This is a genomic window from Nitrosomonas marina (assembly GCF_900110145.1).
Lineage (GTDB): Bacteria > Pseudomonadota > Gammaproteobacteria > Burkholderiales > Nitrosomonadaceae > Nitrosomonas > Nitrosomonas marina.
In genome coordinates, this window is sequence record NZ_FOCP01000007.1 from 130,481 (window position 1) to 155,544 (window position 25,064).

Consider the following 25,064-nt stretch of genomic DNA (forward strand, 5'->3'; position numbering starts at 1 on the left):
TTGTCGATCCATGCGCCAGGCCCAAGTCACTCGTAACACGCTGGAGACCCAGATCGCGGTCAGCCTGAATCTGGATGGCAGCGGCAGCGCCGTAATGACTACAGGCGTGCCGTTTCTGGAACACATGCTCGACCAGATCGCGCGTCACGGCATGCTGGATCTGGAAATTTCGGCCAAAGGCGATCTGCATATCGACGCGCACCATACCGTGGAAGACATCGGCATTACGCTCGGCCAGGCCTTCACCAGGGCGCTCGGTGACAAAAAAGGCATCCGCCGCTATGGACATGCATATGTGCCGCTTGATGAGGCATTGTCGCGCGTTGTTATCGACTTGTCAGGACGCCCCGGCCTGTCGCTGAATGCCGAATTCGTTCGTGCCCGCATTGGCGATTTCGATGTCGACCTGATCAATGAATTTTTTCAGGGCTTCGTCAACCATGCACTGGTTACTTTGCATATTGATAATCTGGCCGGTAACAATGCACACCACCAGGCTGAAACCATATTCAAGGCCTTTGGCCGTGCACTGCGAATGGCGCTCGAACATGACCAGAAAGCCGTTGACGTCATCCCATCAACCAAAGGCATGTTATAAGCTGATCTCATTCTTCCCTTTTTAACCAGCAATGACCGATATAGCAGTAGTTGATTACGGAATGGGAAACCTGCGATCCGTCCATAAGGCACTCGAGCATGTTGCGCCTGAGGCCACAGTCACCGTGACCAGTGATCCAGCAGTTGTTGGTCGCGCACAGCGGGTTGTCGTCCCCGGTCAGGGAGCGATGCCAAACTGCATGCATGCGCTGAACACACACGGATTACACGACGCAGTCGTGCAGGCGGCCCAAAACAAACCGTTTCTTGGTATCTGTATCGGCCTGCAGATGCTGTTCGAGGAAAGTGAAGAAGGCCATGTCAAGGGGTTAAGTATCCTGCCCGGCAAAGTTGTACATTTTCCCGCAACAGCCATGACGATGCCTGACGGACAAAAACTTAAAGTACCCCATATGGGCTGGAACCAGGTATTCCATACGCATGACCATCCGCTCTGGTCGAATATCGCAAACGATGAACGGTTTTATTTTGTCCATAGCTATTATGTTGACACACCGGACACCGCCATTATTGCCGCACAGAGCCATTATCCATTTGCTTTTACCTGCGCAGTTGCAAAAGACAACATTTTCGCGGTACAGTTTCACCCTGAAAAAAGTGATCATGCGGGACTGGCGCTCTTGCGCAACTTTACAAGATGGACACCGGAAACCTGAAACCACCCTCTTTCGTACATGTAGGTACAGACAAGCTCGGTTTAACAACTCAACTCTTGATGAATTTGGTATGCTGATTATTCCTGCAATTGATCTAAAAGATGGACATTGTGTACGTCTGAAACAAGGCGTGATGGAAAACGCCACCGTCTTCTCGGAGAATCCGGGAGAAATGGCGGCACACTGGCTGGACCAGGGCGCACGGCGGTTGCATCTGGTTGACCTGAATGGCGCATTTGCCGGCAAACCCAAAAATAAAAATGCAATTCGAGAAATCGTACAGGCGATCGACAACCAAATCCCGATTCAACTGGGCGGCGGTATCCGCGATCTGGATACCATAGAGAACTATCTTGACGAAGGTGTCAGTTATATCATTATTGGTACGGCCGCAGTCAAGATTCCCGGTTTCTTGCACGACGCCTGTAACGCATTCCCAGGTCATATTCTGGTCGGACTTGATGCGAAAGAGGGCAAGGTCGCCGTAGACGGATGGTCTAAAGTCACCGGCCATGATGTTATTGATCTGGCTGTCAAATTCGAGGATTACGGCGTTGAGGCCATTATCTATACCGATATCGGGCGCGATGGCATGCTCAATGGCGTTAATGTCAAGGCAACTGTTGATCTGGCCAGCAAGCTGACCATCCCTGTCATCGCCAGCGGCGGCATTACCGATATGGAAGATGTGCGAACATTGTGCTCAATTGAAACCGAAGGTGTCATGGGCGCAATTACTGGTCGTGCCATCTATGAAGGCACACTGGATTTTAAAGCTGCGCAGGCACTCGCCGACGAACTCCATAAGAACTACGGTTTCTGATCAGGTTGTCTTACTGTTTTCGTTGCTGCATGCACTATCCTAATTTTTCCCTTTTCAGGCATCCAACCCATGGGCCTTGCTAAACGAATTATTCCCTGTCTTGACGTTACCAATGGACGCGTTGTAAAAGGTGTTAACTTTGTCGAGTTACGCGATGCCGGCGATCCTGTCGAAATTGCACGCCGCTACGATGAACAGGGCGCGGATGAATTGACTTTTCTGGATATTACCGCCAGCTCGGACGACCGTGACCTGATTCTTCATATTATTGAAGCTGTGGCGTCACAGGTTTTTATACCGCTGACTGTCGGCGGGGGGATTCGAAAAGTCGAAGACGTGCGCAGACTGCTCAACGCTGGGGCCGACAAGGTCAGCATCAATACGTCGGCTGTTCTCAATCCACAGCTGGTGTCGGACGCTTCAGGCCACTACGGCGCGCAGTGCATTGTGGTCGCGATTGATGCCAAGCGGGTTAACGATAATAATCACGAACCCCGCTGGGAGGTCTTCACACATGGAGGACGAAAACCAACAGGTATTGACGTGATTGAATGGGCTAACAAAATGCAGACACTGGGCGCAGGCGAGATTTTGTTGACCAGCATGGATAGAGACGGCACGCGCAATGGTTTTGATATTGCACTGACGCGCGCTGTTGCAGACGCCATCGACATTCCTGTTATTGCCAGCGGCGGTGTTGGCAACCTGGACCATCTGGTCGATGGCATTCTGAAGGGTCATGCGGACGCGGTACTGGCTGCCAGTATTTTTCATTATGGAGAATTCACCATCAACCAGGCCAAACAGCGTATGGCCGATAATGGTATCGAAGTCCGCCTATAGTGATAGAATAAAACGAAATTATCTTACTGTTTACACCCGATGACTTCGACATGGTTGAGTGAAATTAATTGGTCTGATGATGGACTGGTTCCGGTGATTGCACAGGAAGCCGGAAGCGGAACAGTTTTAATGGTAGCCTGGATGAACCGGGATGCACTTAAATTAACGGTAGAAAAAGGCGAAGCAGTCTACTGGTCCCGCTCTCGCAAAAAGCTCTGGCACAAAGGTGAAGAATCAGGCCACACACAAAAAATAAAAGACATCCGCCTTGATTGCGACGGCGATGTTGTACTGTTAAGCGTAGAACAGAATGGCGGCATCGCCTGCCATACCGGCAGGCATCATTGTTTTTTCAGGAAGCTTGAAAATAAACAATGGGTTATAACATCACCAATTCTAAAAAACCCGGATACGATTTATAAGAAATAATGCAACCTACCATACTGCACCGTTTGGCAGAAATCATCGAAACGCGAAAGCATACTGATGCTGACAGTTCATATGTCGCAAAACTGCTTCACAGCGGGCATGATAAAATTCTAAAAAAAATCGCAGAAGAATCTGCAGAAACATTAATGGCCTCAAAAGATGGCGATGCGCAGCATGTTGTCCGGGAAACAGCAGATCTCTGGTTTCATTGTCTGATACTGCTGGCGTATCATGGATTGACGCCCGCAGACGTACTACAGGAACTGGAAAGACGCGAAGGTGTTTCCGGCATCGTCGAAAAAGCCTCTCGGGATGCTGGCGAAAAAGGACAAACATGATGGAAAATGACAGCTGCATATTCTGCAAAATTCTGCGTAATGAAATTCCAGCACAGATCATTTATGAAGATGATGATCTCATGGCATTTAATGATATTAATCCGGCTGCACCGGTACATTTTCTGATTATTCCCAGAATGCACATTGCATCGCTTATGGAATGCGAAGAAACTCATCAGGCGGTGCTCGGAAAAATGCTATTATTGGCACCAGAGCTTGCGAAAGAACAGGGGTGTATTGAAGGCTTTCGCACGATTATTAATACTGGCCGTGTTGGTGGCCAGGAAGTTTTTCATTTGCATATCCATATTATCGGCAGTAAGGAGCGTCTGCCTGCCATGATGCAAAAAAGCTAATACTGTTCGATAGAACACAGGAGGCAGAAATGGGCACATTCAGTATCTGGCATTGGATCGTTGTATTAATTATCGTTGTTCTGGTTTTCGGTACAAAAAAACTGCGTAATCTTGGCGGAGATCTTGGCAGCGCCATCAAAAGCTTCAAAGAAGGCATGAAAGATGCAGATTCTGAGAAAAACGCATCCCATACATCAGACCCTGACAGCCTCACATTTGATGATGGGCCTGCAAATAAAGAAACATTTGACACGGAAACGGCTCAGAATACCAATAAACCAAACGAACAGAAATCCGATAGCAGCAATCATACCACCGGCACAACCAAGGATAAGGAAAATTCCCAGCCTAAAACGTGACTCAATTCATTGCGATTAATACTCGGCTAAACAATGATATACAGGCAATAGATACTTCCAGCATTGTTGACTTGACAGTATCCGGCTATTTACGGCAGTAACATGTTCGATATCAGTTTTTTTGAAATTTTGATCATATCTATCATTGCTCTGATAGTCGTGGGTCCAGAGCGGTTACCCCAGGTGGCGCGGACATTGGGTCATCTGATCAGTCGATGCCGGCAGTTTGTTTACAGTGTCAGAACCGACATTCACAATGAAATACGCATGGAGGAGCTCAAGCAGATGCATCACACCATGCAGGATACCGCGCAATCGATAGAAGACTCCGTACGCAAGGAGATAAGCGAAATCAAATCGATGACAGAATCTGAATCAAACAATAAGGCTGTTCAGGCACAGCCGGATGATTCGCGATCGGAGCCGGAGTCGAAAACAGAACCGACTAATTCAGCATCTCGCCGGCAATCATCTGATCACAACCAGTCTTCACCTTAACGGTCGCTCATATTTCTGATTTGCGCCAATCATGAATATTTCATCGCCCACACTCCTCAGTTAAGTCGCCATGACCGTTGAAGGCTCGCTTTTATCGCATCTGGTGGAATTACGCACCCGGCTGATTCGCATAGTCAGCGGTCTGTTGATCGGTTTTATACCCTGCGCATTTTATGCCCGGGAACTTTACACAATGCTGGCACAGCCACTTTTGGAAAAACTACCCCAGGGGGGACAAATGATTGCTACAGATGTCGCCACCCCTTTTTTTGTACCAATGAAAGTCGCAATGATGCTCGCCTTTGTCATTGCGCTGCCACACACGCTGTATCAAACCTGGGCCTTCATCGCCCCTGGCCTGTATTCACACGAAAAGCGACTGGCACTGCCGCTCGTGTTCGCCGGCAGCCTGCTATTTTTTTCAGGCATGCTGTTCGCTTATTTTGCAGCACTTCCTCTGGTGTTCGAATTTATCACCTATTTTGCACCGGAAGGTGTTGCTGTAATGACCGACATCAATAAATACCTGAGTTTTGTTTTATCCATGTTCATGGCGTTCGGCATAACCTTTGAAGTGCCTGTTGTCGTGATGGTTCTCGTCAAAACCGGCTTTATTACGATAGAAAAGCTTCGGGAGATTCGTCCTTACGTTATCGTTGGATCTTTTGTCATTGCAGCCATTATTACACCACCTGATGTCATTTCCCAATTCATGCTGGCAGTCCCATTATGCCTGTTATATGAGGCCGGCATCATTATTGCCGCGCTGACTTTAAAAAAAGACAGACAAGAAAACGATAAAACCACGTCAGATCAGTCTGAAAATGACAACACATAACCATGATTAATGATCATAGTTATTGTTATTACTGATATTCCTTGCAATGGCTATTGCATAAAGTTGAAGAAACTTATCCTTTCTTTTAGACTCAAAGTTTGGCTTCTGTAATAGTTTTATTACAAATCAGGATCAATACGGTGAGGTAATATAATGCGCGTTAGCAGAAACTCGATTCTGGCTGCCTTGACTGCCGCCTTAATTTCAGCTGCCACAGCTGCCTGGGGTCAGCCTGGCGAAACCGATGAATCCGAAGCGCAGCCATCTGCCAGGCAATCATTGGCACCTGTTCCTGGCTCTAAACCCGACTTATACCTGCCGCCCCGAACCATGCAGCGTACAGGTACTGCAATTAAAGGGGCCAGGAACAGCATCAGTATCAAAAGCACCGATGCGGGTATCATTCATTATCCACCTGCAACGATCCCTCAAAGCACGCCTTTTCCTCAAGCATCAGCGCAATCCGGCTGTATTAATTGCGGGGTCATTGACTTCATTCGTACCATTGGTCAGGAAAACACACACAACATGATCACCAGCGGTATCGTGGCGGGCACCATTGCAAAAGAAATTGTCGAGCACGGTGCACATCCGCATTCCGGCCGTACTGGTGGACATCATCCGGATTATCACGTAGGCGTTACCATGAATGATGGCACACAGCAAATTATCCGGGTTCCCGACGCATCTTACCTGCACCGTGGCGACAGCATTCAGTTGATTGACGGCATGCTGGTACCGAATCATTTCAATCATTAAAAATTGTCGGTTACACACTTGATTTCACAATTTTTCACGCCATATGATAGTCATGACTGACACATTATTTGTGTCGATGACAAACTATCGATTGACGGGTCCGAAATTTGACGAACGAAAATGAATACAGCCACGCTCAAGCAAATTGAGCTTCCAATAGCGGGCATGACCTGTGCGGCCTGTGCGGCCCGCATCGAAAAAAATCTGAATAAACTGCCCGGCGTAGAGGCGGCTGTCAATTTCGCCAGCGAGAAAGCGCGTGTTCACTATGACGACCAGCAAATAGAAACAAGTACGCTTATTCAAGCCATCGAAAAGGCCGGTTTTCAGATCGCACCGCAGACGCTGCAACTGCAACTGTACAGGATGACCTGTGCCGCGTGCGGAGGACATATCGAGAATGCACTGAATGCGTTGCCCGGTGTCAAAGCACAGGTTAATGTTGCGACAGAAACAGCGAAAGTTGATTTCATCCCCGGCCTGGTGTACAAAGATCAGCTCATCACCACGGTCGAAAATGCTGGTTATGGCGCCAAAGAAATCAGCGAAACAAATCATGCCGAAGAGAAAGCACGTCGACAGGCCGCCTATCAGGCCGAACTGCGCTTATTCTGGATTTCAGCCGCACTCACTCTGCCCCTGGTATCGCAGATGGGTGCCATGTTCACCGGTCATGATATGGATGTACTGCCGCGATGGCTTCAATGGATGCTCGCAACGCCGGTGCAATTCTGGATAGGCAAGCGTTTTTATACGGGTGCTTGGAATGCACTGCGCGGCGGCGGAGCCAACATGGATGTCCTGGTTGCACTAGGAACAAGTATGGCGTATGTCTTCAGCGCTGTTGTAACGGCATTCTCACTGGAACAGCATGTTTATTTTGAAGCCAGTGCGGCGATTATTACACTGGTACTGCTGGGAAAATTGATGGAAGCGCGTGCCAAAAGCAGGACTTCAGATGCGATTGAGGCGCTGATCAAGCTGCAGCCAAAAACCGCGCGTATCGAACAAGATGGTCAAATAGTTGAGGTAACTGCAGATACTTTGCAGGTAAACGATGTGTTCATCGTTCGCCCCGGTGAAAACCTTCCGGTCGATGGTATTGTTGTAGAAGGTTCATCCAGTGTCAATGAATCGATGCTGACCGGTGAAAGCCTGCCGGTTGACAAACAGCCCGGAACCAGGGTTCTTGCGGCAACTACTAATCAGCAGGGCATGCTTAAATGTCGGGCAACCAGTGTCGGTGCACAAACACAGCTTGCCGCCATTATACGTTTAGTCGAAGAAGCACAGGGTTCAAAAGCTCCGATCCAGCGAATGGCCGATACTATCTCAGGCATCTTTGTGCCAGTCGTCGTCGTTATCAGCATCCTCACACTTGGCTTAACCTGGTGGCTAACCGGCATATTCGTTACAGCGTTGATTCATGCCGTTTCTGTACTCGTCATCGCCTGCCCGTGTGCGCTGGGACTGGCAACACCAACGGCTATCATGGTTGGTACCGGACGTGGCGCTCAGACGGGCGTTCTGGTCAAGAATGCAGCAGCCCTGGAACACGCTGAAAAAATTCGAACAATCATTGTAGATAAAACCGGCACACTGACCGAAGGAAAACCCAAGGTTACCGATATCTTGCCCGCCCAGTCGATCAGCAAGACTGATTTGATACAGATTGCTGCATCGCTGGAACAAGGATCAGAACATCCGCTCGCTCTGGCTGTAAGCGAATGCAGTAAACATATGAAGATTATGCTTGAACCGGTAGCGGAATTTTCTGCTGTCGCCGGCGGCGGCATCAAGGGTCGAATAGAGAACAGCCTGTATATCCTTGGTTCGCCCAGATTCCTAACACAACATAACGTACAACTGGACGAATCATTAATTGTCACGTTGCAGACGGAAGGCAAAACAGTCATCGCTGTAGCGAAAACTGGTTTGGATGACAATCCGCAGGTCCTGGGTTATCTAGCTATTGCAGACCAACTAAGGGATACATCTGTGCGCGCGATTGAACGCTTGCAGCAAATGGATATAAAAGTAGTTATGCTAACTGGCGATAACAAGGTCACAGCTGACGCGATCGCCAAGCATACCGGCATCACTGAATACCGGGCTGAAGTATTACCGCAGGACAAGGCGGAAGAAGTCAGAAAACTGAAAGCAAGCGGAGAGTTTACCGGCATGGTGGGTGACGGCATCAATGACGCACCGGCATTGGCCGAAGCAGATGTTAGTTTTGCTATCGGCACGGGCTCGGATGTGGCAATTGAAACAGCAGATATTACTCTTATACGCAACGATCTGATGAGCGTGGCTGATGCCATTTCACTGTCACGCGCCACACTCAGAAAAATACGGCAGAATCTGTTTTTTGCCTTCATCTATAATTCACTGGGTATTCCGTTGGCTGCAGTCGGCATGCTGAATCCGATTATAGCCGGCGCTGCCATGGCAATGAGTTCAGTATCTGTAGTCAGTAATTCACTATTATTGAAGCGCTGGCAAGCCAATCATTAAAGGAAATGCAAATTATATGCAGACAACCACCATAATAAAAATTCAGGGAATGACCTGCCAGGGATGTGTCAGCAGTGTCAAAACCGTGCTTGAAAAGCTGCCGGATATCAGCCGGGTTGAAGTCTCTCTCGACCCCGGTGAGGCCATCATTGAGCACAACCCGTCCACTGTGAGCGTTGCTCAGTTAAAGACCGCTATCGAAGATGCAGGATTCGATGTCACCGAATAGCGAACTTGATAAATTTTAGTCAAGACGTGATTGACTACTACTGACTGATCCCAGGTGATAAACAAGTATTATCAGTTTTATTGCATTCGCTAATGCATGTCGCGCCGAACCGGATCATTTAAAAAGACCTGTTCGCTAAAAACCACTATCAACTCCATTTTAACCCCTCATTGTACTCTCAGTGCCGCCAAATCGAAGTTCAACACTTACAAGCATACCCGGAAGAAATTTATGCTCAATTAAGCGGTCCCAATTAGAAATCTGGCCCACCTGGTCTAATGGATACTTGAATATTCAGCAGGTCGTTCACGCCAGCATACCATCGACCAGTCGAATCTGACGAGAGCAGCGTTGAGACAATTCTTCATCGTGCGTCACCAACACCAGCGTCGTGCCGTGTTCACGATTGAGTTCAAACATAAGCTCGATGATCTGTTTACCTGTTGACGAATCTAGATTACCAGTCGGTTCGTCGGCAAGCAATAGTTTTGGATCAGTGGCAAACGCCCGCGCGATTGCAACACGCTGCTGTTCACCGCCTGATAATTGCTTGGGGTAATGATTTAAGCGCATTTTCAAGCCGACGCGTTCGAGTAACTTGTGGGCAATCGAATCGGTGGAGGGACTACCGGAGAGCTCGAGCGGCAGCATGACATTTTCTAATGCCGTCAAAGCAGGCAGCAATTGAAACGATTGAAACACAAAACCCAGAATTTTTCCACGCAGGGCGGCCCTGCTATCTTCATCCAATGCAAAAATGTCTGTCCCATCCAGATGAACTTTACCGGACGTTGGCACATCCAAACCTGCAAGCAGGCCCAACAGGGTAGATTTTCCTGAACCAGACGCGCCAACAATTGCGACAGCTTCACCGGCTTTCACTTCAAGGGTAATGTCCTTTAAAATAGTCAGTTTTTTGTCGCCGGTACTGACCTGTTTAGTAAGCGCATCAGTCTGTAATAATAATTCTTTAACAAGTTTAGGTGAAGCCATGAAACATTTCCTAACAATTATAATTTTTATCTTATTTGTGACACCCGGCGCTGCAACAGCGACCAGTCAGCAAACAATAACCATTATGGTGTTTGGAGACAGTCTTTCTGCAAACTATGGTATACCAACAGAGGCCGGCTGGGTTCATTTGCTTGAACAACAACTGCAGGAACTGTCCCCTTTTTTTCGCGTAGTTAATACCAGCATCAGTGGCGAAACCACACTCGGCGGAAGAAATCGAATCACCCGGGCAATCGAACAACACCGTCCGGATATTGTCATTCTGGGTCTAGGCGCCAATGATGGTCTGCGTGGTACCGCTATCAAAACAATTTACGAAAACCTTGAAGCGATTATCAAGATCTGCCAGCAAAACAATGCTTCTGTCCTGCTCGTCGGCATGCAGCTACCGCCCAATTATGGCATGACCTATACGCAGAAGTTCCAAGATATTTACCCGCAGCTTGCACACGACCATCAAACTGGTCTGGTTCCTTTTCTATTGGCCGGGTTTGGTGAAAAACACGAGTTTTTCCAGAGAGATGGCATCCACCCAACCGCCTTGGCCCAGGAAAAAATCGCGGAAAATGTCTGGACTGTCCTGCGAACCATGATTCACGATGATTTGGCAACCATTCATTCAGGAAGCTGATACCCAGACTAACAATTATAAGATACAAATTTTCTCCAAATTTATATTTCTGTAGTTTTTTCATTATTATGTTCATTTATTTTCAACCGTATCAAGCCGTGTAATAAACGCCTGCAATTCCTCAGGCAGGGGTGCCTTAAGATTTAGCCATTGCCCGTCTGAGGGATGTTGAAACGTAAAACTGCTTGCATGCAAGAACATTCTGGCCAAAGCGGGCACCTCACCAGACTGGTTGCGATTTTTATTCAGCTTTTTGTTTAAAGCAAAATCACCATACTTGTCATCACCAACGATTGGATAACCCAGATGAGCCAGATGAACACGGATCTGATGCGTGCGTCCTGTTTTCAGTTCTGCATCGAGCAAACTGAAATTTTGCCACGCCGTGAACAGCTTGAACTGTGTATGCGCAGCCATCACTTTAGGCGCATCATGACCATGAAACCGGGTTTTACCGGCTGCCGCGACTGCTACACGCCGCTCACCTTCCGCAGTCTTGTATTTAATTAACGGCATTGTTACATTTTGTTTGGGATTGGACCATTTTCCTTTTACCATAACGTGATAATGCTTTTGCGTCTGACCTGTACGAATCTGTCGATGCAATTCGACCAGTGCACTGCGTTTTTTTGCCAGCAACAATACGCCAGACGTCTCCCTGTCCAGTCTATGTACTAGTTCAAGAAATCGGCACTCCGGTCTCTGCGCGCGCAACTGCTCGATCACGCCAAAACTGACACCGCTTCCACCATGGACTGCAATTCCTGACGGTTTATTCACGACCAGCAATGCCGCATCTTCAAAGACAACATCAAAAGTGATAAAGGTGGGTGGATGTTTCTTTGACCGCTGCGGATGGGGTGTCGAAGCAGTGCGAACTGGTGGAATACGTAGTTGGTCGCCTTCCTGCAAACGGTAGTGAAAACCTACCCGCTTTCCATTTACGCGCACTTGTCCACTGCGTAGCAACTGGTAAATATGACTTTTCGGTACGTTTTTAAAACGTTTGAAAAAGAAATTATCAATTCGCTGATTATCGCCGTCTTCAACGATGCTTTCAATTACAACTGATGCATTCAAAAGAAAATTTTGCCTGTATGCTGGATTTTACTTATAATTACGTCTTTGTGATGTACAGCGTATTTTATTAAAGTTAAAGTGCGGTTAGTCTGTATATTTCGTAGTAGTAAATTAATAAAATAAAAATTGATCGATGTAGTATCCGGATGAGATTATAGGAATTTATTTTTGTTGTGGTATCAGGATTTTCCGCTTTCTAATTATTCTTTCTTGCTTCACTTCCTCCCCAATAGCGCCTATTTTACTTAACATCAGCCAAATCGCCAAATCAAACTGTCTTTTTTTAAAGACAGTGAATGAAATATATTTCCAAGATTCACAAATTTAGTTCAATAATTTCTCATAATAGATAATATAATAAACAAAAAAGTCTGTTTCTGTCAGACTAGCATCCAGAAAAGCTTGCTTATAACAAAAAATTGCTTATTAAAAACAATAAAACTAAAACACAATACCAATCCGGCTCAAACCTCGTCATCTCAATTATGTTTTTAAAAATTTATCATTGTGTAAATACACGTTAGGCATATAAATGAGACGAATGTTATTTAATGCAACACAACCCGAGGAGTTGCGTGTTGCAATCGTCAATGGTCAGAAACTGGTTGACCTTGATATAGAATCAATTAGTAAAGAGCAACGCAAAAGCAATATCTATAAAGCCGTTATCACGCGACTAGAACCCAGTCTTGAAGCGGCGTTTGTCGATTATGGCTGCGAACGCCACGGATTTCTTCCATTCAAGGAAATTTCACCGTATTGCTTTGGAGAGCAATCCGATATATCAGCAAATCGTATCCAGAGCTATCTTCATGAAGGCCTTGAATTGATTGTTCAGGTAGACAAAGACGAACGCGGATTGAAAGGAGCGGCATTAACCACGTATATCTCGCTTGCCGGGCGTTATCTTGTACTCATTCCCAATAACCCCAATAGTGGTGGAGTTTCCAGACGTATTACAGGTGACGAGCGTAATGAAATGCGCGAAGTTCTCGGTAAACTGGAAATACCTGAAGGTATGAGTGTCATCGCGCGCACCGCAGGTATCGGACGCAGCGAAGATGAACTGCAATGGGACCTGAATTATCTGACACAACTCTGGCACGCCATTGAAGAAGCGGCCAACAACCAGAGCGGTGTGTTTCTCATTTATCAGGAGAGCAGTCTGGTGATTCGCGCGATACGGGATTACTTCAATTATGAAATTGGTGAAATCCTGATCGATAACCGCGAAATATACGAGCAGGCCTGCCAGTTTATGACGCACGTAATGCCTGCCAATGTCGATCGTCTAAAGTTCTACCATGATGATGTTCCTCTGTTCTCCCGTTTTCAAATCGAACACCAGATCGAAACGGCCTATTCGCGGCAGGTAACTTTACCGTCAGGCGGATCAATCGTACTTGACCATACAGAGGCCCTGGTAGCGATCGACGTTAATTCAGCCCGCGCAATTCGTGGCGCAGATATCGAACATACCGCATTGAACACAAATCTTGAAGCGGCAGATGAAATTGCGCGACAATTGCGTTTGCGTGATCTGGGTGGACTGATTGTCATCGATTTCATCGATATGGACGCGTCACGCAATCAACGAGAGGTAGAAGCGCGCCTTCACGAAGCGCTGCGCCAGGATCGCGCACGCGTACAGGTCGGCAGGATTTCCCGCTTCGGACTCTTGGAATTATCACGGCAGCGATTGCGCCCGTCACTGGGAGAAAGCAATTACACAGCCTGTACACGCTGTCATGGTACCGGACACATTCGAGGAACCGATTCGTCAGCGTTGCATGTATTGCGTATTCTTCAGGAAGAAGTAATGAAAGAACGCACAAGCGCATTGCATGTTCAGTTACCCATTGATGTCGCCACCTATTTACTGAACGAAAAACGCTCGGAAATATACGAAATTGAAGAGCGTCTCAAGGTTGATATTATCCTGATCCCCAATATTCACCTGGAAACACCCAAGTACAAGATCACCAGGCTGCGCCATGAAGACATCAAGCAAAGCGAGTCACAGGCAAGCTATAAAATGGTCGAAAAGGTAACCGAGGATCTGATCCCCGAGTTAACAGAAAAAAAACCCAAACAGGAACGCCAAAAAGCGGTCGTCCAGGGTGTCAGATCAGCGCAGCCCGCACCGGTTCGTGAAGAAAAATCCAGAGACGCCTCTTTACTGGACAAATTTTTCAGTTGGTTCAAACCGGCGCATAGTGAAGAAAGCGACAACAACCAGGAACAGGACGTCACAAACGAGCGAATCATTTCATCATCTCAGGAAAAACCGAAACGATCCAACCGCGGACGGGGCCGCTCGCGCAATCGTAGCGACCGTAAAGATTATATTCAATCGAAACAGTCTCACAGGGAAGCCTCTAGCCAAAGCTCCGCAAACAGCAAAAGCGACATGTTAACCAGTGAGTCGCCTGCAGCTGCTGAATCAGTCGACGCTGAAAAACAAAACACGCACAACAGGCAACAGCCTTCTTCACAGGCATTGAATCAGGATGGAGCAACGTCACAACTGCTGTCGCCCGATACGCCCGCTTCTCCAGATTCCGAAGGAATTGAGAGTTCTGCAGCAACACCGGATGAAAAGAAACGGCCACGCAGGCGCCGCAATACAAAACAGCGGGACCGTTCAACCCGTAATCGAACGGCCACAGCTGCCAAACAAGAAGTTTCTGAACAGGCCGCTGTCGAAAATGAATTGGCTACTCAATCACCGTCAAAGTCGGACCAGTCTGCTGAAGAAATCCCGATCGCATCAATACCTTCTCCTGATACTTCAAGGAAACAGTCTAAAGAGGATTCGACACAACAACGCAATGCAGGGAAAAAAACCGCAACCGACGAAACGCAGCAGTCCACAGACACGGTTGAAACGGCGATTACAGAACCTGCTTTCTCAGCCCAATCATCACAGCCAGAAGAATCCAGGGACACATCCGCATTCGAACCATCAGAGCGTGTTGAGCAACCAGCTGCAAAACCGGATCTGGAGGAAAGCGGTCTGGTAATGATTGAAACGCCACCCGAAAAAATCGATTTGAAAGAAGAACAATCTGCACCTGCAAGAAGACCGAGACGCAAACCACAAAATACGATGGCGGCAGACACGGAAGAATTAATGCAGATAGAAACTCGCAAATAGCGTTCACACTTCAGCCGTTTATATCGGCCGGTATGTATTCAGATATATGGGGCCAGGTCAATACAGAGAATCTGTCAGCAGATGTCAATGTGCCTGCTCCCAGTTTTTTCCGGCTCCTACATCTACCAGCAGCGGCACGTCAAGATCAATGACACGACACATGCGATCCGGAAGCTCCGACTTGACTATATCAACTTCACCGTCAGGAACTTCCAGCACCAGTTCGTCATGAACTTGCATGATGAGCTGGCTTTGTAATTTTGTCTGTGATAACCACTGATGCACAGCAATCATTGCCAGTTTGATAATATCTGCAGCCGTTCCCTGCATGGGCGCGTTAATCGCTGCACGCTCTGCCCCTTGCCGCCGACTCCCATTCGCACTACCGATATCCGGCAGCCATAATCTGCGGCCCAGCACTGTTTCGACGAATCCACAGGACTTTGCATTCTCGCGAGTACGCTGCATGTAGTCGGCAACACCCGGATACCGGGAAAAATATCGGTCCATGTACATGCGCGCCGCACTGCGTTCAATTCCCAATTGCGCAGCGAGACCGTATTCTGACATTCCGTAAATCAGGCCGAAATTGATGACCTTGGCATAACGGCGTTGTTCCGGATCAATTTCTTCTGGTGGCAGCGCAAAAATTTCTGATGCTGTAGCGCGATGAATATCTTCACCAGCTGCAAAAGCATCAAGCAGTGCCCTATCTTTGGAGATATGCGCCATGATACGCAATTCGATCTGAGAATAATCCGCAGAAATAATCTGACTGCCGGGCGGCGCGATAAACGCTTCTCGAATTCGTCGGCCTTCCTGCGTTCGAACCGGGATGTTCTGCAAATTCGGATCCGAACTTGCCAGACGACCGGTCACAGCAACTGCCTGCGCATAATTGGTATGCACTCTTCCTGTTTTCGAGTTAATCATCTGCGGCAATTTATCAGTATACGTCGATTTCAATTTAGCGAGCGCTCGATAATCAAGCAGTATTTTGGGCAGAGGATAGTCCAGGGCCAGTTTTTGAAGCACATCCTCATTTGTGGAGGGAACACCTTTCGGCGTTTTCTTAATTACCGGCAATTTAAGCTGCTCGAAAAGAATTTCTTGAATTTGTTTTGGGGAATTCAGATTAAACGGTTGACCGGTTATCTTGTATGCCTGTTGTTCCAGAAGTATCATTTTTTCGTTCAGTGCTTCGCTCTGCTTCCGTAAAAGCTGCTGGTCGAGCAACACCCCCTGACGTTCCATTTCAAACAATACCGCCATCGCTGGCATTTCGATATGCCGGTAAATATAATCCTGCCTGGGGTCAGCCTGAATTTTAGGATACAGATACTGATGAAGCCGCAGTGTCACATCGGCATCTTCCGCGGCATAATGGGTGGCAGTTTCCACGGATACCTGACTGAAAGCGAGACGTTGCGCCCCCTTCCCGGTTACTTCATCATAACTGACAGTTTTAACATCCAGGTGTCGTTGCGCCATACTATCCATATTATGGGGCCTGTGCGACTCCAGCACATACGATTGCAACAGCGTGTCATGCTCGATACCATCGAACCGGATGCCATGATTGGCAAACACATGTTTATCGTACTTCAGATTCTGTCCCAATTTGGGTTTATCCATATTTTCAAGCCAGGGTCTGAGCCGCTCGACAACATAATTCATTTCCAACTGTTGCGGTGCATCAAGATAGTCGTGCATCAGCGGAAGATAAGCTGCATGCTGGCTTTCCACAGACAATGAAATACCAACCAATTTTGCCTCCATGGGATTCAGACTGGTCGTTTCGGTATCAATAGACACCAGATCGGCATTATTCAATCTGTCCACCCACTCATTCAATGCTGCTTCCGTCAATATGGTCTGATACACAACCGGTGTAGCTGGAGGCTGCGCGGTGGCGTTCTCCCCATCCTGTTGCCTGAGTTCCTGAAGTGCCGTTTTCATACCCAGTTCTTCGTAAAGCGCTGCCAGCCGTTCGGTATCCTGCGGGTTTTGTGTAAGCTCAGTGACTGCAACCGGCAATTCGACATCACACTTGATCTTTACCAGTTTTCGCGCGGTGTCAAACCAGTCCAGCGCCCTGCGCAGGTTTTCACCCACGATACCCTTGATCTCAATTGCATGCGCTATGATGTTCTCCAGTGAGCCATACTGGGTGAGCCACTTCACAGCGGTTTTAGGGCCCACTTTTTCGACACCGGGAATATTATCGGTACTGTCTCCGACCAGCATCAGATAATCAAGCATTTGATCAGGCCTGACACCAAACTTGTTATACACCCGCTGCTCGTCGAGCACATCATTATTCATGGTGTTGACCAATGTGATATGCGCATTCACCAGTTGTGCGATATCCTTGTCCCCGGTAGAAATAATACAGCGCATTTCCGCTGCTTCGGCCTGCTTTGCCAGCGTGCCTATCACATCGTCAGCTTCTACTCCGTCAATAGCCAGAATTGGCCACCCCATCGCCTCGATACAAGCGTGCAACGGTTCAATCTGTACGATCAGGTCTTCGGGCATCGACGGCCGGTGCGCCTTGTATTGCGGATAGATTTCATCGCGAAAAGTTTTACCTTTTGCATCAAACACGCACGCGCTATAATCCGCATGATAATCCTTGTGCAAACGGCGTAACATGTTGAGAACGCCATGAATAGCACCTGTTGGCTTGTTGTGTTGGCTGCGCAGATCAGGCAGCGCGTGATAAGCCCGGTACAGGTAAGACGAAGCATCAACCAGCAATAACGTTTTCATTAAATTTAAATTCCTATGAGCCTGCAAAATAAACCCGCCATGTCTCAATCTGTTGAAAAAGCATGGTCAGCAAGAGAATCATGGCGCCTGTTCGGCATTATGGCAGAATTTGTCGAAGCAACGGAAAGACTAGACGCAATTCAGCCTGCTGTAAGCATTTTTGGCAGCGCCCGCACAAAACCGGACCACCCGTACTACAAATTGACGGAGCAGATAACACGACTCCTCTCGGATGCCGGTTTTTCGGTGATTTCAGGCGGTGGACCGGGTATTATGGAAGCAGCCAACAAAGGGGCTTTTTTTGGACAGGCGCCGAGTGTCGGCTTAAACATTCAACTGCCCAATGAGCAGCGCCGCAACGCCTATCAGGATATCAGTCAGTCATTTCGTCACTTTTTCGCCCGTAAATATATGTTTGTCAAATTTGCCACGGCTTATGTTGTTATGCCGGGCGGATTCGGCACACTTGACGAGCTTATGGAAGCGTTGACGCTGATACAAACCGGAAAAACGCGCAAGATGCCCATTATTCTGGTCTGTTCAGATTACTGGAAAGGCATGATAGACTGGTTCCACGATACGCTGATTCATGAAGGATTTATCTCACCCGAGGACATGAATCTCATCCAGGTGATTGACGAACCTGATAACGTAGTACATGCTATTTTTAAATATTATGAATCCCGCGGTTTCGAACCTAACGCCGAGGAACGCGAAATCCAGTTGAATCTGTAGTAACCAACTGAAACTAATTTAGGTAGAATACAGGTACTGTCTGAAAGGATAACTTTTACGCTTACATAACCGATACCCAGCAATATCAGCGCAACCGTCATGTACCGAATATTATCAATTTTACTGCTTTGTATTTCGTTGTTCTGCGCCATGCCGCTGATAGCGCAATCCAACATACCCAAAAATCTGGTACCATTGCCTGAAATTCCGGAATTACCCGAACTCTCAGACTCTGACTTGCCAGAATTAGCGCCGCCTCCGCCGTTGCCACCCGACATGGAAATTGATCCGGATCTGGAACCGCAAATCACTATTATCAGACGTGGGGAGGACACGATTGAGGAATACCGCATCAATGGTGAACTTCACATGATCAAGGTCATTCCCCGTGTTGGATTTCCTTATTACCTGGTCCGCAACCGCGGCCGTCTAAATTCGCACACTGGCGAACCTGGCAGCAATGTCAGCGTGCCCATGTGGCGTATTCTGGAATTCTAAAATTGGTGAAACGCGGCAGTATCTGTGAATCTTCTATCTGTTTTTACTTAAGCGACAGAAATAACATAATATATTGATATTTCAGCTGCAAACGCATGTCCGTCTATACACCTGTCACAGAAAACCAGCTCTCCGACTGGCTGAGTAATTACGCACTGGGAAACCTGATCAGTCTGCAAGGTATTTCTTCAGGCATCGAAAATACTAATTTTTTCGTTACCACCACCCAAGGACGGTTTGTACTCACATTATTTGAGAAATTAACCGCAACCGAGCTTCCCTACTATCTGAATTTAATGGCGCACCTGTCCAGCCATCGGATTCCATGCCCCAACCCTGAACCCATGCTGGATGGTGGTCTATTCGGCGAACTTAACGGAAAGCCGGCCACAATTGTGACCTGTTTACCCGGAAAATCGCTGGAGAATCCCACAACAGACCATTGTGTTCAGGTTGGCAGAATGCTGGCGCAAATGCATGTTTACGGACAAACCTATCAAGCATATATGGAGAATCCACGCGGATTAAAATGGTGGCAGGACAAAGCGCCAGAGATCAAACCTTATCTGAACACGGATGATCAAACGCTGCTTGATAACGAAATCAGATATCAATTATCCCATCAGTTTCAGCAACTGCCCATGGGGGTCATTCATGCAGACCTCTTTCGAGACAATATTTTATTTACCGACCACAGTATTGGCGGCGTAATCGATTTTTACTTCGCCTGTAACGATAGTTTATTATACGATCTGGCTATTGTTGTGAATGACTGGTGCAATACTGAGAACAGAATACTGGATGATGCGCGAACTCTAGCGCTGCTTGAAGCCTATCACAGCATACGGCCACTGTCTCCGCTGGAGCATCAATTATGGCCTGCAATGCTGCGAGCAGGTGCGCTGCGTTTCTGGGTCTCGCGGTTGTATGATTTATATTTACCTCGTCCGGGAGAATTGACACATGCCAAAGACCCTGATGATTTTAAAATATTGCTGCATAATCACGCAAAGCATGAGTCGCAACTCGAGCAGCTCTGGATCTAGGACCAGCAGCGCTACACAATTTATAGTGTAGTATTCTTAAATTTAAACAGACACAAAAAGAACTGATAACTGGAGATACATTAATGGAAATTCATCAACTCAGTGCTAAATATGGATGGCATTGGATTGCCAATGGCTTTCATATGTTCCGTAAAGCACCGATGATCTGGGTGCTGGTATGCTTCACGCTGCTGCTGATAGCCATGACGCTGGCACTGATTCCAGTACTCGGACAATTTATTTTTACACTGATTTCACCTGTCTTTCTGGCTGGTATTATGATTGGCTGCCGGGAACAAGAGCAAGGCAGGCAACTCGAAATTGTTCATCTGTTCATTGCATTTAAAACCAACGTCGCCTCGCTGGTAACTGTTGGCGGTATTTATCTGATCGGCCAGGTATTGATTATCGGTCTGGTCATGATGATAGGCGGAAGCCAGATGACAGACATGCTGTTATACGGTAAACGAGTCGACGAAAATGAGTTGATTACAGTGATGGACAATATGCTGACCGCATCACTGGTGGCCTTATTGCTTTCGATTCCCTTGATGATGGCGGCATGGTTCTCTCCGTTACTGGTCGTTTTCCATAATCTACAGCCGATACCGGCGATGAAAAAAAGCTTTTTCGCCTGTTTAAAGAATATTATTCCGTTTCAACTGTATGGCATATTGCTGATCATTTTCTCCATCTTTGCGCTAATGCCCTACGGAGTCGGTCTGGTAATACTGATCCCAACCATTTTCGCATCGATTTATGTCAGCTATAAAAATATATTTTTGGGTGAAGAAGTTAAAATTTCGGACGATTTTTACCCGAAAACAGATTATCAGCAGGCAAACTGGTCAGATGAGCCCGATGAATCCGGACCTGCTCAAAAAGAAGAAAGCGACGCAAAAAGCAATCAAAGCAAAATATCGGTTGAAAAAAGCCCACTTGAAGCCGAAGGCGATATTGTTGAATGTCATCAATGCAAGATACTGATTCCCAAAGAAGAAGCCATACGCTTCAATGGGCGCTTTTTCTGTAGTGACGAGCATTTCCGGGAATATCAGGACAGTCTGGATAGCGACACAAAGAAATAAACCAGAGCCAGCAGCCCGATTATTGTCAACATTAAGATGGCCAGCTACTAATCGGGCACCAGGCCTGTTTCTACGACACGGACTGACGCTGTCAAGGCTGCTTGAGACCGCCTGAATGACCACCGACAGAGAAATAACTGACAATCAGCAAATTAACTGCTGTAGATATTTACCGCTTTGATTGTTTGCGTTCGTTGACGACGGTAGTTTCTTCAATAATCTCCGCGTCTTCGACAATACCGGATTTTGTAGATTGCTCGCTATCTGACGACCATTCAGCCTGTGAAGCGTTCGTCTGCTGATGTGCTGAACGACGATATTTTTTACGCAGCCACCATATTCTCACACCAATAACAACAGCTATAATGGAAAACAGGGCCACAAAAATGGTAAAAAAGAATACACCCAACACCGCCAGCAGCGCCAAAACCGGAATCAGCAGTGCTAGTGCGACCCAGCGATTAATCGGTGGCACTGGCGCGCGGCCCCGGGCATCCTCTCCCTGTTGCTCGTAGCTGGATATTCTTCTGATGATTATTCTGCGCTGCTCATCATTCATTGCATTAACTCCTCTATCTCTGTCACAGTTTTGGGTGCCGCAGCGGTTAAAAGTTCATTGCCGTCAGCTGTAATCAATGCATCATCTTCAATGCGCACGCCAATATCCCAGAAATGCTGCGGCACATTTTCAGCAGGACGGATATAGCAACCCGGCTCGACAGTTAATGTCATGCCGGGTTGCAATATCCGCCATTCGCCCTGCTGTTTGTATTCCCCCACGTCATGCACGTCCATACCCAGCCAGTGACCCGTGCGGTGCATATAAAAACGTTTGTAATCTTCCGATTCCAGCACGCTTTCAACACTTCCCTGACACAACCCAAAATCGATAAACCCCTGTGCCAGAATCCGCAGCGCCGCCTGGTGTGGATCGTCCCAGGTGTTTCCGGGCCTGGCCTGATCAATCGCCGCCATCTGCGCAGATAACACCAGTTGATAAATATCTTTCTGTACTGGAGAAAACCGGCCATTGACCGGGAAGGTGCGTGTGATATCAGAAGCGTAGCCTTCCAGTTCACATCCGGCATCGATCAGCAGCAGATCGCCACGGTTTAATTGCGCGCAATTTTCGATATAGTGAAGAATACAGGCATTGGCGCCGCCAGCGACAATGGACGTATACGCGGGTGAACGCGCACCAAAACGGTAAAAGGTATGCATCAATTCGGCTTCTATTTCATATTCGTATCTGCCGGGACGCGTAGCCTGCATCGCCTGTCGGTGTGCTTGTGTTGAAATATCGGCCGCACGACGCATGATCTGCAGCTCGCTGTCATCCTTGATCAGACGCATCTCGTCCAGCAATATACGATAATCATGAATTTCACCGGGTACCGCAACTCCGTTACGGTTTTGTGCACGCACCTGATTGAGCCAGCCGGCAATACGCTGGTCCCAGGTCGCATCATTCCCAAAAGCAGAATACACTGCGGTCTGATTTGCCAGCAACTCCGGAAGTTTCTGGTCTATCTCTGAGATAGGGTACGCTTCATCAAACCCGAACTCTTCCATGGCACGATCCGGACCAAAACGAAACCCATCCCAGATTTCACGTTCAGGATCTTTCGCGCGGCAAAACAAAATGCACCTGGCGGATTCCGACTGCTCCGCTACTATAGCCAGGACCGCTTCCGGTTCCTTAAATCCGGTTAGGTAATAGAAATAGCTGTCAAAACGATAAGGATAATGCGCATCCCGGTTTCGCAACCGTTCGGGGGCTGTCGGAATGACCGCAACACCGTTCCCCATCATTGACGCCAGTTGCTTGCGTCGTTTCAAAAACTGTTCAATCTTTTCCATTGGTACCATTTACTTTAACATGACTGGCCGCTGTTCGCATGCCGGGTATACATCAATCTGTCCAGTTGCATCAACCTGTCTGGCGTTCCAATATCAAGCCAGGTTCCCGGAAAATATTCACCTGTCACACATGCATTATCAATCGCTGTATGCAATATGGGCGCCAGTTTAACCGGTATGCCGGGTATAACGTCCTTGAACAGCAATGGATGATAAATACCAATTCCGCTGAACGTCAGCCGGTTTTCACCGGTTAATGCCACTTTTCCCTGTTTCAACTTGAAATCACCCGAGTCATGATGCGGCGGATTGTCGACCAGAACCAGATGTGCAAGTTGAGCCGGGGCGCTGCGGTGCATGGTCTGCAATATCGGCAACAGGGTCGCGTAATCGAACTCGCAATACACATCCGCATTAACAACCATAAAAGGACGATTACAATCTTCCCCAGTCAATAGCAGCAGCGCATTCGCGATACCACCCGCAGTTTCCAGCACTTTCTTTTCTGGCGAGTAGGCAATACGGACACCGTATTGATCGCCACGGCCCAGTGCGTCTTCGATCATTGCGCCAAGATACGCATGGTTAATGACGATATGTCGGAAACCTGAATCAGCAAGGCTGCTGATCTGGTATTCGATTAGCCGGCGTCCGCCAGCCCGCAACAACGGCTTTGGCTGTGCATCCGTTAGCGGACGCATACGCTCACCGCGTCCGGCGGCCAGAATCATTGCCCGGTACGGAACGGATTCAGAAAGTGTAACCAACTCTCCGCTCCGGATTACAGCCATTCAGCTCATCCAGCAGATTGAGCAGGCAATTCAGCTCTCGGTAACGTTCGCAAGCTTTACGTAAATACTGCATCACCACAGGCATGTCATCCAGATAAGCCTGTTTACCGTCACGATATGCCAGACGTGCAAAAATACCAAGCACCTTGATATGGCGCTGCACCCCCATCCATTCAAAATCACGATAAAAATCGCCAAAATCCTGTTGTACCGGTAATCCGGCCCGGCGCGCCTTTTCCCAGTATCGTATCGCCCAATCGAGAATCTGCTCCTCTTCCCACTGAATATAAGCATCCTTGAACAGGGAAACAAGGTCATAAGTTACTGGACCTACTACGGCATCCTGAAAATCGAGAATACCCGGATTGGGTTCGGAGACCATCAGATTGCGCGAATGAAAGTCCCGATGCACAAAAACACGCGGTTGTGCAAGACTGTTTTGCAGTATGCATGCAAACACCTGCTCAAGCACAGCTTTTTGTTTATCATTCAGTTCAGTCCGCAAATGACAGGCTATATACCACGCTGGAAAAAGATCCAGCTCGTTTCGCAGCAGCTTTTCGTCATAAGCGGGTAAATTTTCCAGTATCTGTGTCAGCTGCATGTTGATCAGTGCATCCGTTGCCTCACCGTATAACCGGGACGCCGTTTCCGGCTGTTCGGTAAGTGCTTGCAGGTAGGTGAGATTACCCAGATCGGACAATAGCAAAAACCCCTGTGATGTATCCTGTGCGCATATTTCCGGGACATGGACCGCATCTGCCAGTAGCTGCGCCACATGAATAAACGGTGCACAATCTTCCTGCACTGGCGGCGCATCCATGGCAATCCATGATTCATGGCCGACCTGTATACGAAAATAACGCCGGAAACTGGCGTCCGCCGAAGCAGGCCGCAACACAAACTGCCTACCCGGGAACTGCTGTGCCACCCAATTTTCAAGGAGTTGTAAACGATTCATACTCTATGTTAAAACGCACCCGGACTGTTTAGGGATGACCCTGTCATTAAATCCTGTTACGATAAAAACTGACCGGTATATACTTATCCAGAAAGAGACAACCGCAGATAACACTAATTAATCATATGCGTATACAATCCAGTCGTCACCACGGTCAGTTGACCAGTC

25 protein-coding genes and 1 pseudogene are annotated in these 25,064 nt (G+C 47.7%); 19 read left to right on the forward strand and 7 right to left on the reverse strand.

What is annotated here, in order from left to right; genetic code table 11:
• The first annotated feature begins 10 nt into the window (after positions 1-10).
• The 13 genes and pseudogenes from hisB (at position 11) to BMX44_RS06945 (ending at position 9,263) form a co-directional block, all read left to right on the forward strand.
• On the forward strand, positions 11-598 hold the full coding sequence (hisB, locus tag BMX44_RS06885) for an imidazoleglycerol-phosphate dehydratase HisB (protein ID WP_090630210.1): 588 nt from the start codon (positions 11-13) through the stop codon (positions 596-598).
• 31 nt (positions 599-629) lie between these two features.
• The gene (gene hisH, locus BMX44_RS06890; protein ID WP_090630215.1) at positions 630-1,274 is read left to right on the forward strand and encodes an imidazole glycerol phosphate synthase subunit HisH; all 645 of its coding nucleotides are present in this window, start codon (positions 630-632) and stop codon (positions 1,272-1,274) included.
• A 70-nt stretch (positions 1,275-1,344) separates the two neighbouring features.
• Positions 1,345-2,097 (forward strand): 1-(5-phosphoribosyl)-5-[(5-phosphoribosylamino)methylideneamino]imidazole-4-carboxamide isomerase, encoded by a 753-nt coding sequence (gene hisA / locus BMX44_RS06895; RefSeq protein ID WP_090630219.1) that lies wholly within the window; start codon positions 1,345-1,347, stop codon positions 2,095-2,097.
• Positions 2,098-2,166: 69 nt separating this feature from the next.
• Entirely contained in the window at positions 2,167-2,940 is a 774-nt protein-coding gene (gene hisF / locus BMX44_RS06900) for an imidazole glycerol phosphate synthase subunit HisF (protein ID WP_090630223.1), read from the forward strand.
• Positions 2,941-2,979: 39 nt separating this feature from the next.
• Complete coding sequence (gene hisI / locus BMX44_RS06905; protein ID WP_090630227.1) at positions 2,980-3,369, forward strand: phosphoribosyl-AMP cyclohydrolase; 390 nt, start codon at positions 2,980-2,982, stop codon at positions 3,367-3,369.
• Positions 3,369-3,707, forward strand: a complete 339-nt coding sequence (locus BMX44_RS06910) for a phosphoribosyl-ATP diphosphatase (protein ID WP_177167699.1) — start codon at positions 3,369-3,371, stop codon at positions 3,705-3,707. Before hisI ends, BMX44_RS06910 begins: the two co-directional genes overlap by 1 nt.
• Positions 3,707-4,063: a histidine triad nucleotide-binding protein gene (locus BMX44_RS06915; protein WP_090630383.1), complete on the forward strand. Its 357-nt coding sequence runs from the start codon at positions 3,707-3,709 to the stop codon at positions 4,061-4,063. Before BMX44_RS06910 ends, BMX44_RS06915 begins: the two co-directional genes overlap by 1 nt.
• A gap of 29 nt (positions 4,064-4,092) precedes the next feature.
• Positions 4,093-4,240, forward strand: a pseudogene (tatA, locus tag BMX44_RS17540) (Sec-independent protein translocase subunit TatA); the annotation flags it as partial.
• Positions 4,241-4,524: 284 nt separating this feature from the next.
• On the forward strand, positions 4,525-4,920 hold the full coding sequence (gene tatB, locus BMX44_RS06925) for a Sec-independent protein translocase protein TatB (protein ID WP_090630244.1): 396 nt from the start codon (positions 4,525-4,527) through the stop codon (positions 4,918-4,920).
• Positions 4,921-4,990: 70 nt separating this feature from the next.
• Complete coding sequence (gene tatC / locus BMX44_RS06930) at positions 4,991-5,758, forward strand: twin-arginine translocase subunit TatC (RefSeq protein ID WP_090630247.1); 768 nt, start codon at positions 4,991-4,993, stop codon at positions 5,756-5,758.
• A 153-nt stretch (positions 5,759-5,911) separates the two neighbouring features.
• Positions 5,912-6,517 carry a hypothetical protein gene (locus tag BMX44_RS06935; RefSeq protein ID WP_090630252.1) on the forward strand — a complete coding sequence of 202 codons (606 nt, stop codon included), beginning with the start codon at positions 5,912-5,914 and terminating at the stop codon, positions 6,515-6,517.
• 120 nt (positions 6,518-6,637) lie between these two features.
• Positions 6,638-9,034 (forward strand): heavy metal translocating P-type ATPase, encoded by a 2,397-nt coding sequence (locus BMX44_RS06940; RefSeq protein ID WP_090630255.1) that lies wholly within the window; start codon positions 6,638-6,640, stop codon positions 9,032-9,034.
• Between the two features lie 16 nt (positions 9,035-9,050).
• On the forward strand, positions 9,051-9,263 hold the full coding sequence (locus BMX44_RS06945) for a heavy-metal-associated domain-containing protein (protein ID WP_090630259.1): 213 nt from the start codon (positions 9,051-9,053) through the stop codon (positions 9,261-9,263).
• A 306-nt stretch (positions 9,264-9,569) separates the two neighbouring features.
• Here the strand turns inward: BMX44_RS06945 and BMX44_RS06950 are convergent, their stop codons facing one another.
• Complete coding sequence (locus BMX44_RS06950; protein WP_090630263.1) at positions 9,570-10,256, reverse strand: ABC transporter ATP-binding protein; 687 nt, start codon at positions 10,254-10,256, stop codon at positions 9,570-9,572.
• On the opposite strand from BMX44_RS06950, the gene BMX44_RS06955 reads away from it, so the two are divergent.
• Positions 10,255-10,908 (forward strand): arylesterase, encoded by a 654-nt coding sequence (locus BMX44_RS06955; RefSeq protein WP_177167700.1) that lies wholly within the window; start codon positions 10,255-10,257, stop codon positions 10,906-10,908. The genes BMX44_RS06950 and BMX44_RS06955 overlap by 2 nt on opposite strands.
• A 72-nt stretch (positions 10,909-10,980) precedes the next feature.
• On the opposite strand, the gene BMX44_RS06960 is transcribed toward BMX44_RS06955, so the two are convergent.
• Positions 10,981-11,988: an RluA family pseudouridine synthase gene (locus BMX44_RS06960; protein ID WP_090630267.1), complete on the reverse strand. Its 1,008-nt coding sequence runs from the start codon at positions 11,986-11,988 to the stop codon at positions 10,981-10,983.
• A 532-nt stretch (positions 11,989-12,520) separates the two neighbouring features.
• On the opposite strand from BMX44_RS06960, the gene BMX44_RS06965 reads away from it, so the two are divergent.
• Positions 12,521-15,145, forward strand: coding sequence for an Rne/Rng family ribonuclease (locus BMX44_RS06965; RefSeq protein WP_090630270.1), 2,625 nt, complete (start codon positions 12,521-12,523; stop codon positions 15,143-15,145).
• 84 nt (positions 15,146-15,229) lie between these two features.
• Here BMX44_RS06965 and polA read toward each other — a convergent pair whose 3' ends face one another.
• Positions 15,230-17,917, reverse strand: coding sequence for a DNA polymerase I (gene polA / locus BMX44_RS06970; RefSeq protein ID WP_090630276.1), 2,688 nt, complete (start codon positions 17,915-17,917; stop codon positions 15,230-15,232).
• A 15-nt stretch (positions 17,918-17,932) separates the two neighbouring features.
• Between polA and BMX44_RS06975 the strand changes: the two genes are divergently transcribed.
• The 4 genes from BMX44_RS06975 to BMX44_RS06990 all read left to right on the forward strand — a co-directional run bounded on the left by BMX44_RS06975 (position 17,933) and on the right by BMX44_RS06990 (position 21,284).
• On the forward strand, positions 17,933-18,652 hold the full coding sequence (locus tag BMX44_RS06975) for an LOG family protein (RefSeq protein ID WP_090630281.1): 720 nt from the start codon (positions 17,933-17,935) through the stop codon (positions 18,650-18,652).
• Between the two features lie 99 nt (positions 18,653-18,751).
• Positions 18,752-19,150 (forward strand): DUF2782 domain-containing protein, encoded by a 399-nt coding sequence (locus BMX44_RS06980; protein WP_090630284.1) that lies wholly within the window; start codon positions 18,752-18,754, stop codon positions 19,148-19,150.
• Positions 19,151-19,245: 95 nt separating this feature from the next.
• Complete coding sequence (locus BMX44_RS06985) at positions 19,246-20,196, forward strand: homoserine kinase (protein ID WP_090630287.1); 951 nt, start codon at positions 19,246-19,248, stop codon at positions 20,194-20,196.
• A gap of 83 nt (positions 20,197-20,279) precedes the next feature.
• On the forward strand, positions 20,280-21,284 hold the full coding sequence (locus BMX44_RS06990; RefSeq protein WP_090630292.1) for a BPSS1780 family membrane protein: 1,005 nt from the start codon (positions 20,280-20,282) through the stop codon (positions 21,282-21,284).
• A 169-nt stretch (positions 21,285-21,453) separates the two neighbouring features.
• Here BMX44_RS06990 and BMX44_RS06995 read toward each other — a convergent pair whose 3' ends face one another.
• The 4 genes from BMX44_RS06995 to BMX44_RS07010 are packed head-to-tail and all read right to left on the reverse strand — an operon-like array spanning position 21,454 to position 24,896.
• Entirely contained in the window at positions 21,454-21,843 is a 390-nt protein-coding gene (locus BMX44_RS06995; RefSeq protein WP_090630297.1) for a hypothetical protein, read from the reverse strand.
• Positions 21,840-23,144, reverse strand: a complete 1,305-nt coding sequence (pepP, locus tag BMX44_RS07000; RefSeq protein WP_090630389.1) for a Xaa-Pro aminopeptidase — start codon at positions 23,142-23,144, stop codon at positions 21,840-21,842. Before pepP ends, BMX44_RS06995 begins: the two co-directional genes overlap by 4 nt.
• A 14-nt stretch (positions 23,145-23,158) precedes the next feature.
• Positions 23,159-23,875, reverse strand: coding sequence for an N-acetylmuramate alpha-1-phosphate uridylyltransferase MurU (gene murU, locus BMX44_RS07005; protein ID WP_090630392.1), 717 nt, complete (start codon positions 23,873-23,875; stop codon positions 23,159-23,161).
• A gap of 19 nt (positions 23,876-23,894) precedes the next feature.
• Positions 23,895-24,896 (reverse strand): aminoglycoside phosphotransferase family protein, encoded by a 1,002-nt coding sequence (locus BMX44_RS07010; protein WP_090630300.1) that lies wholly within the window; start codon positions 24,894-24,896, stop codon positions 23,895-23,897.
• Between the last annotated feature and the right edge of the window lie 168 nt (positions 24,897-25,064).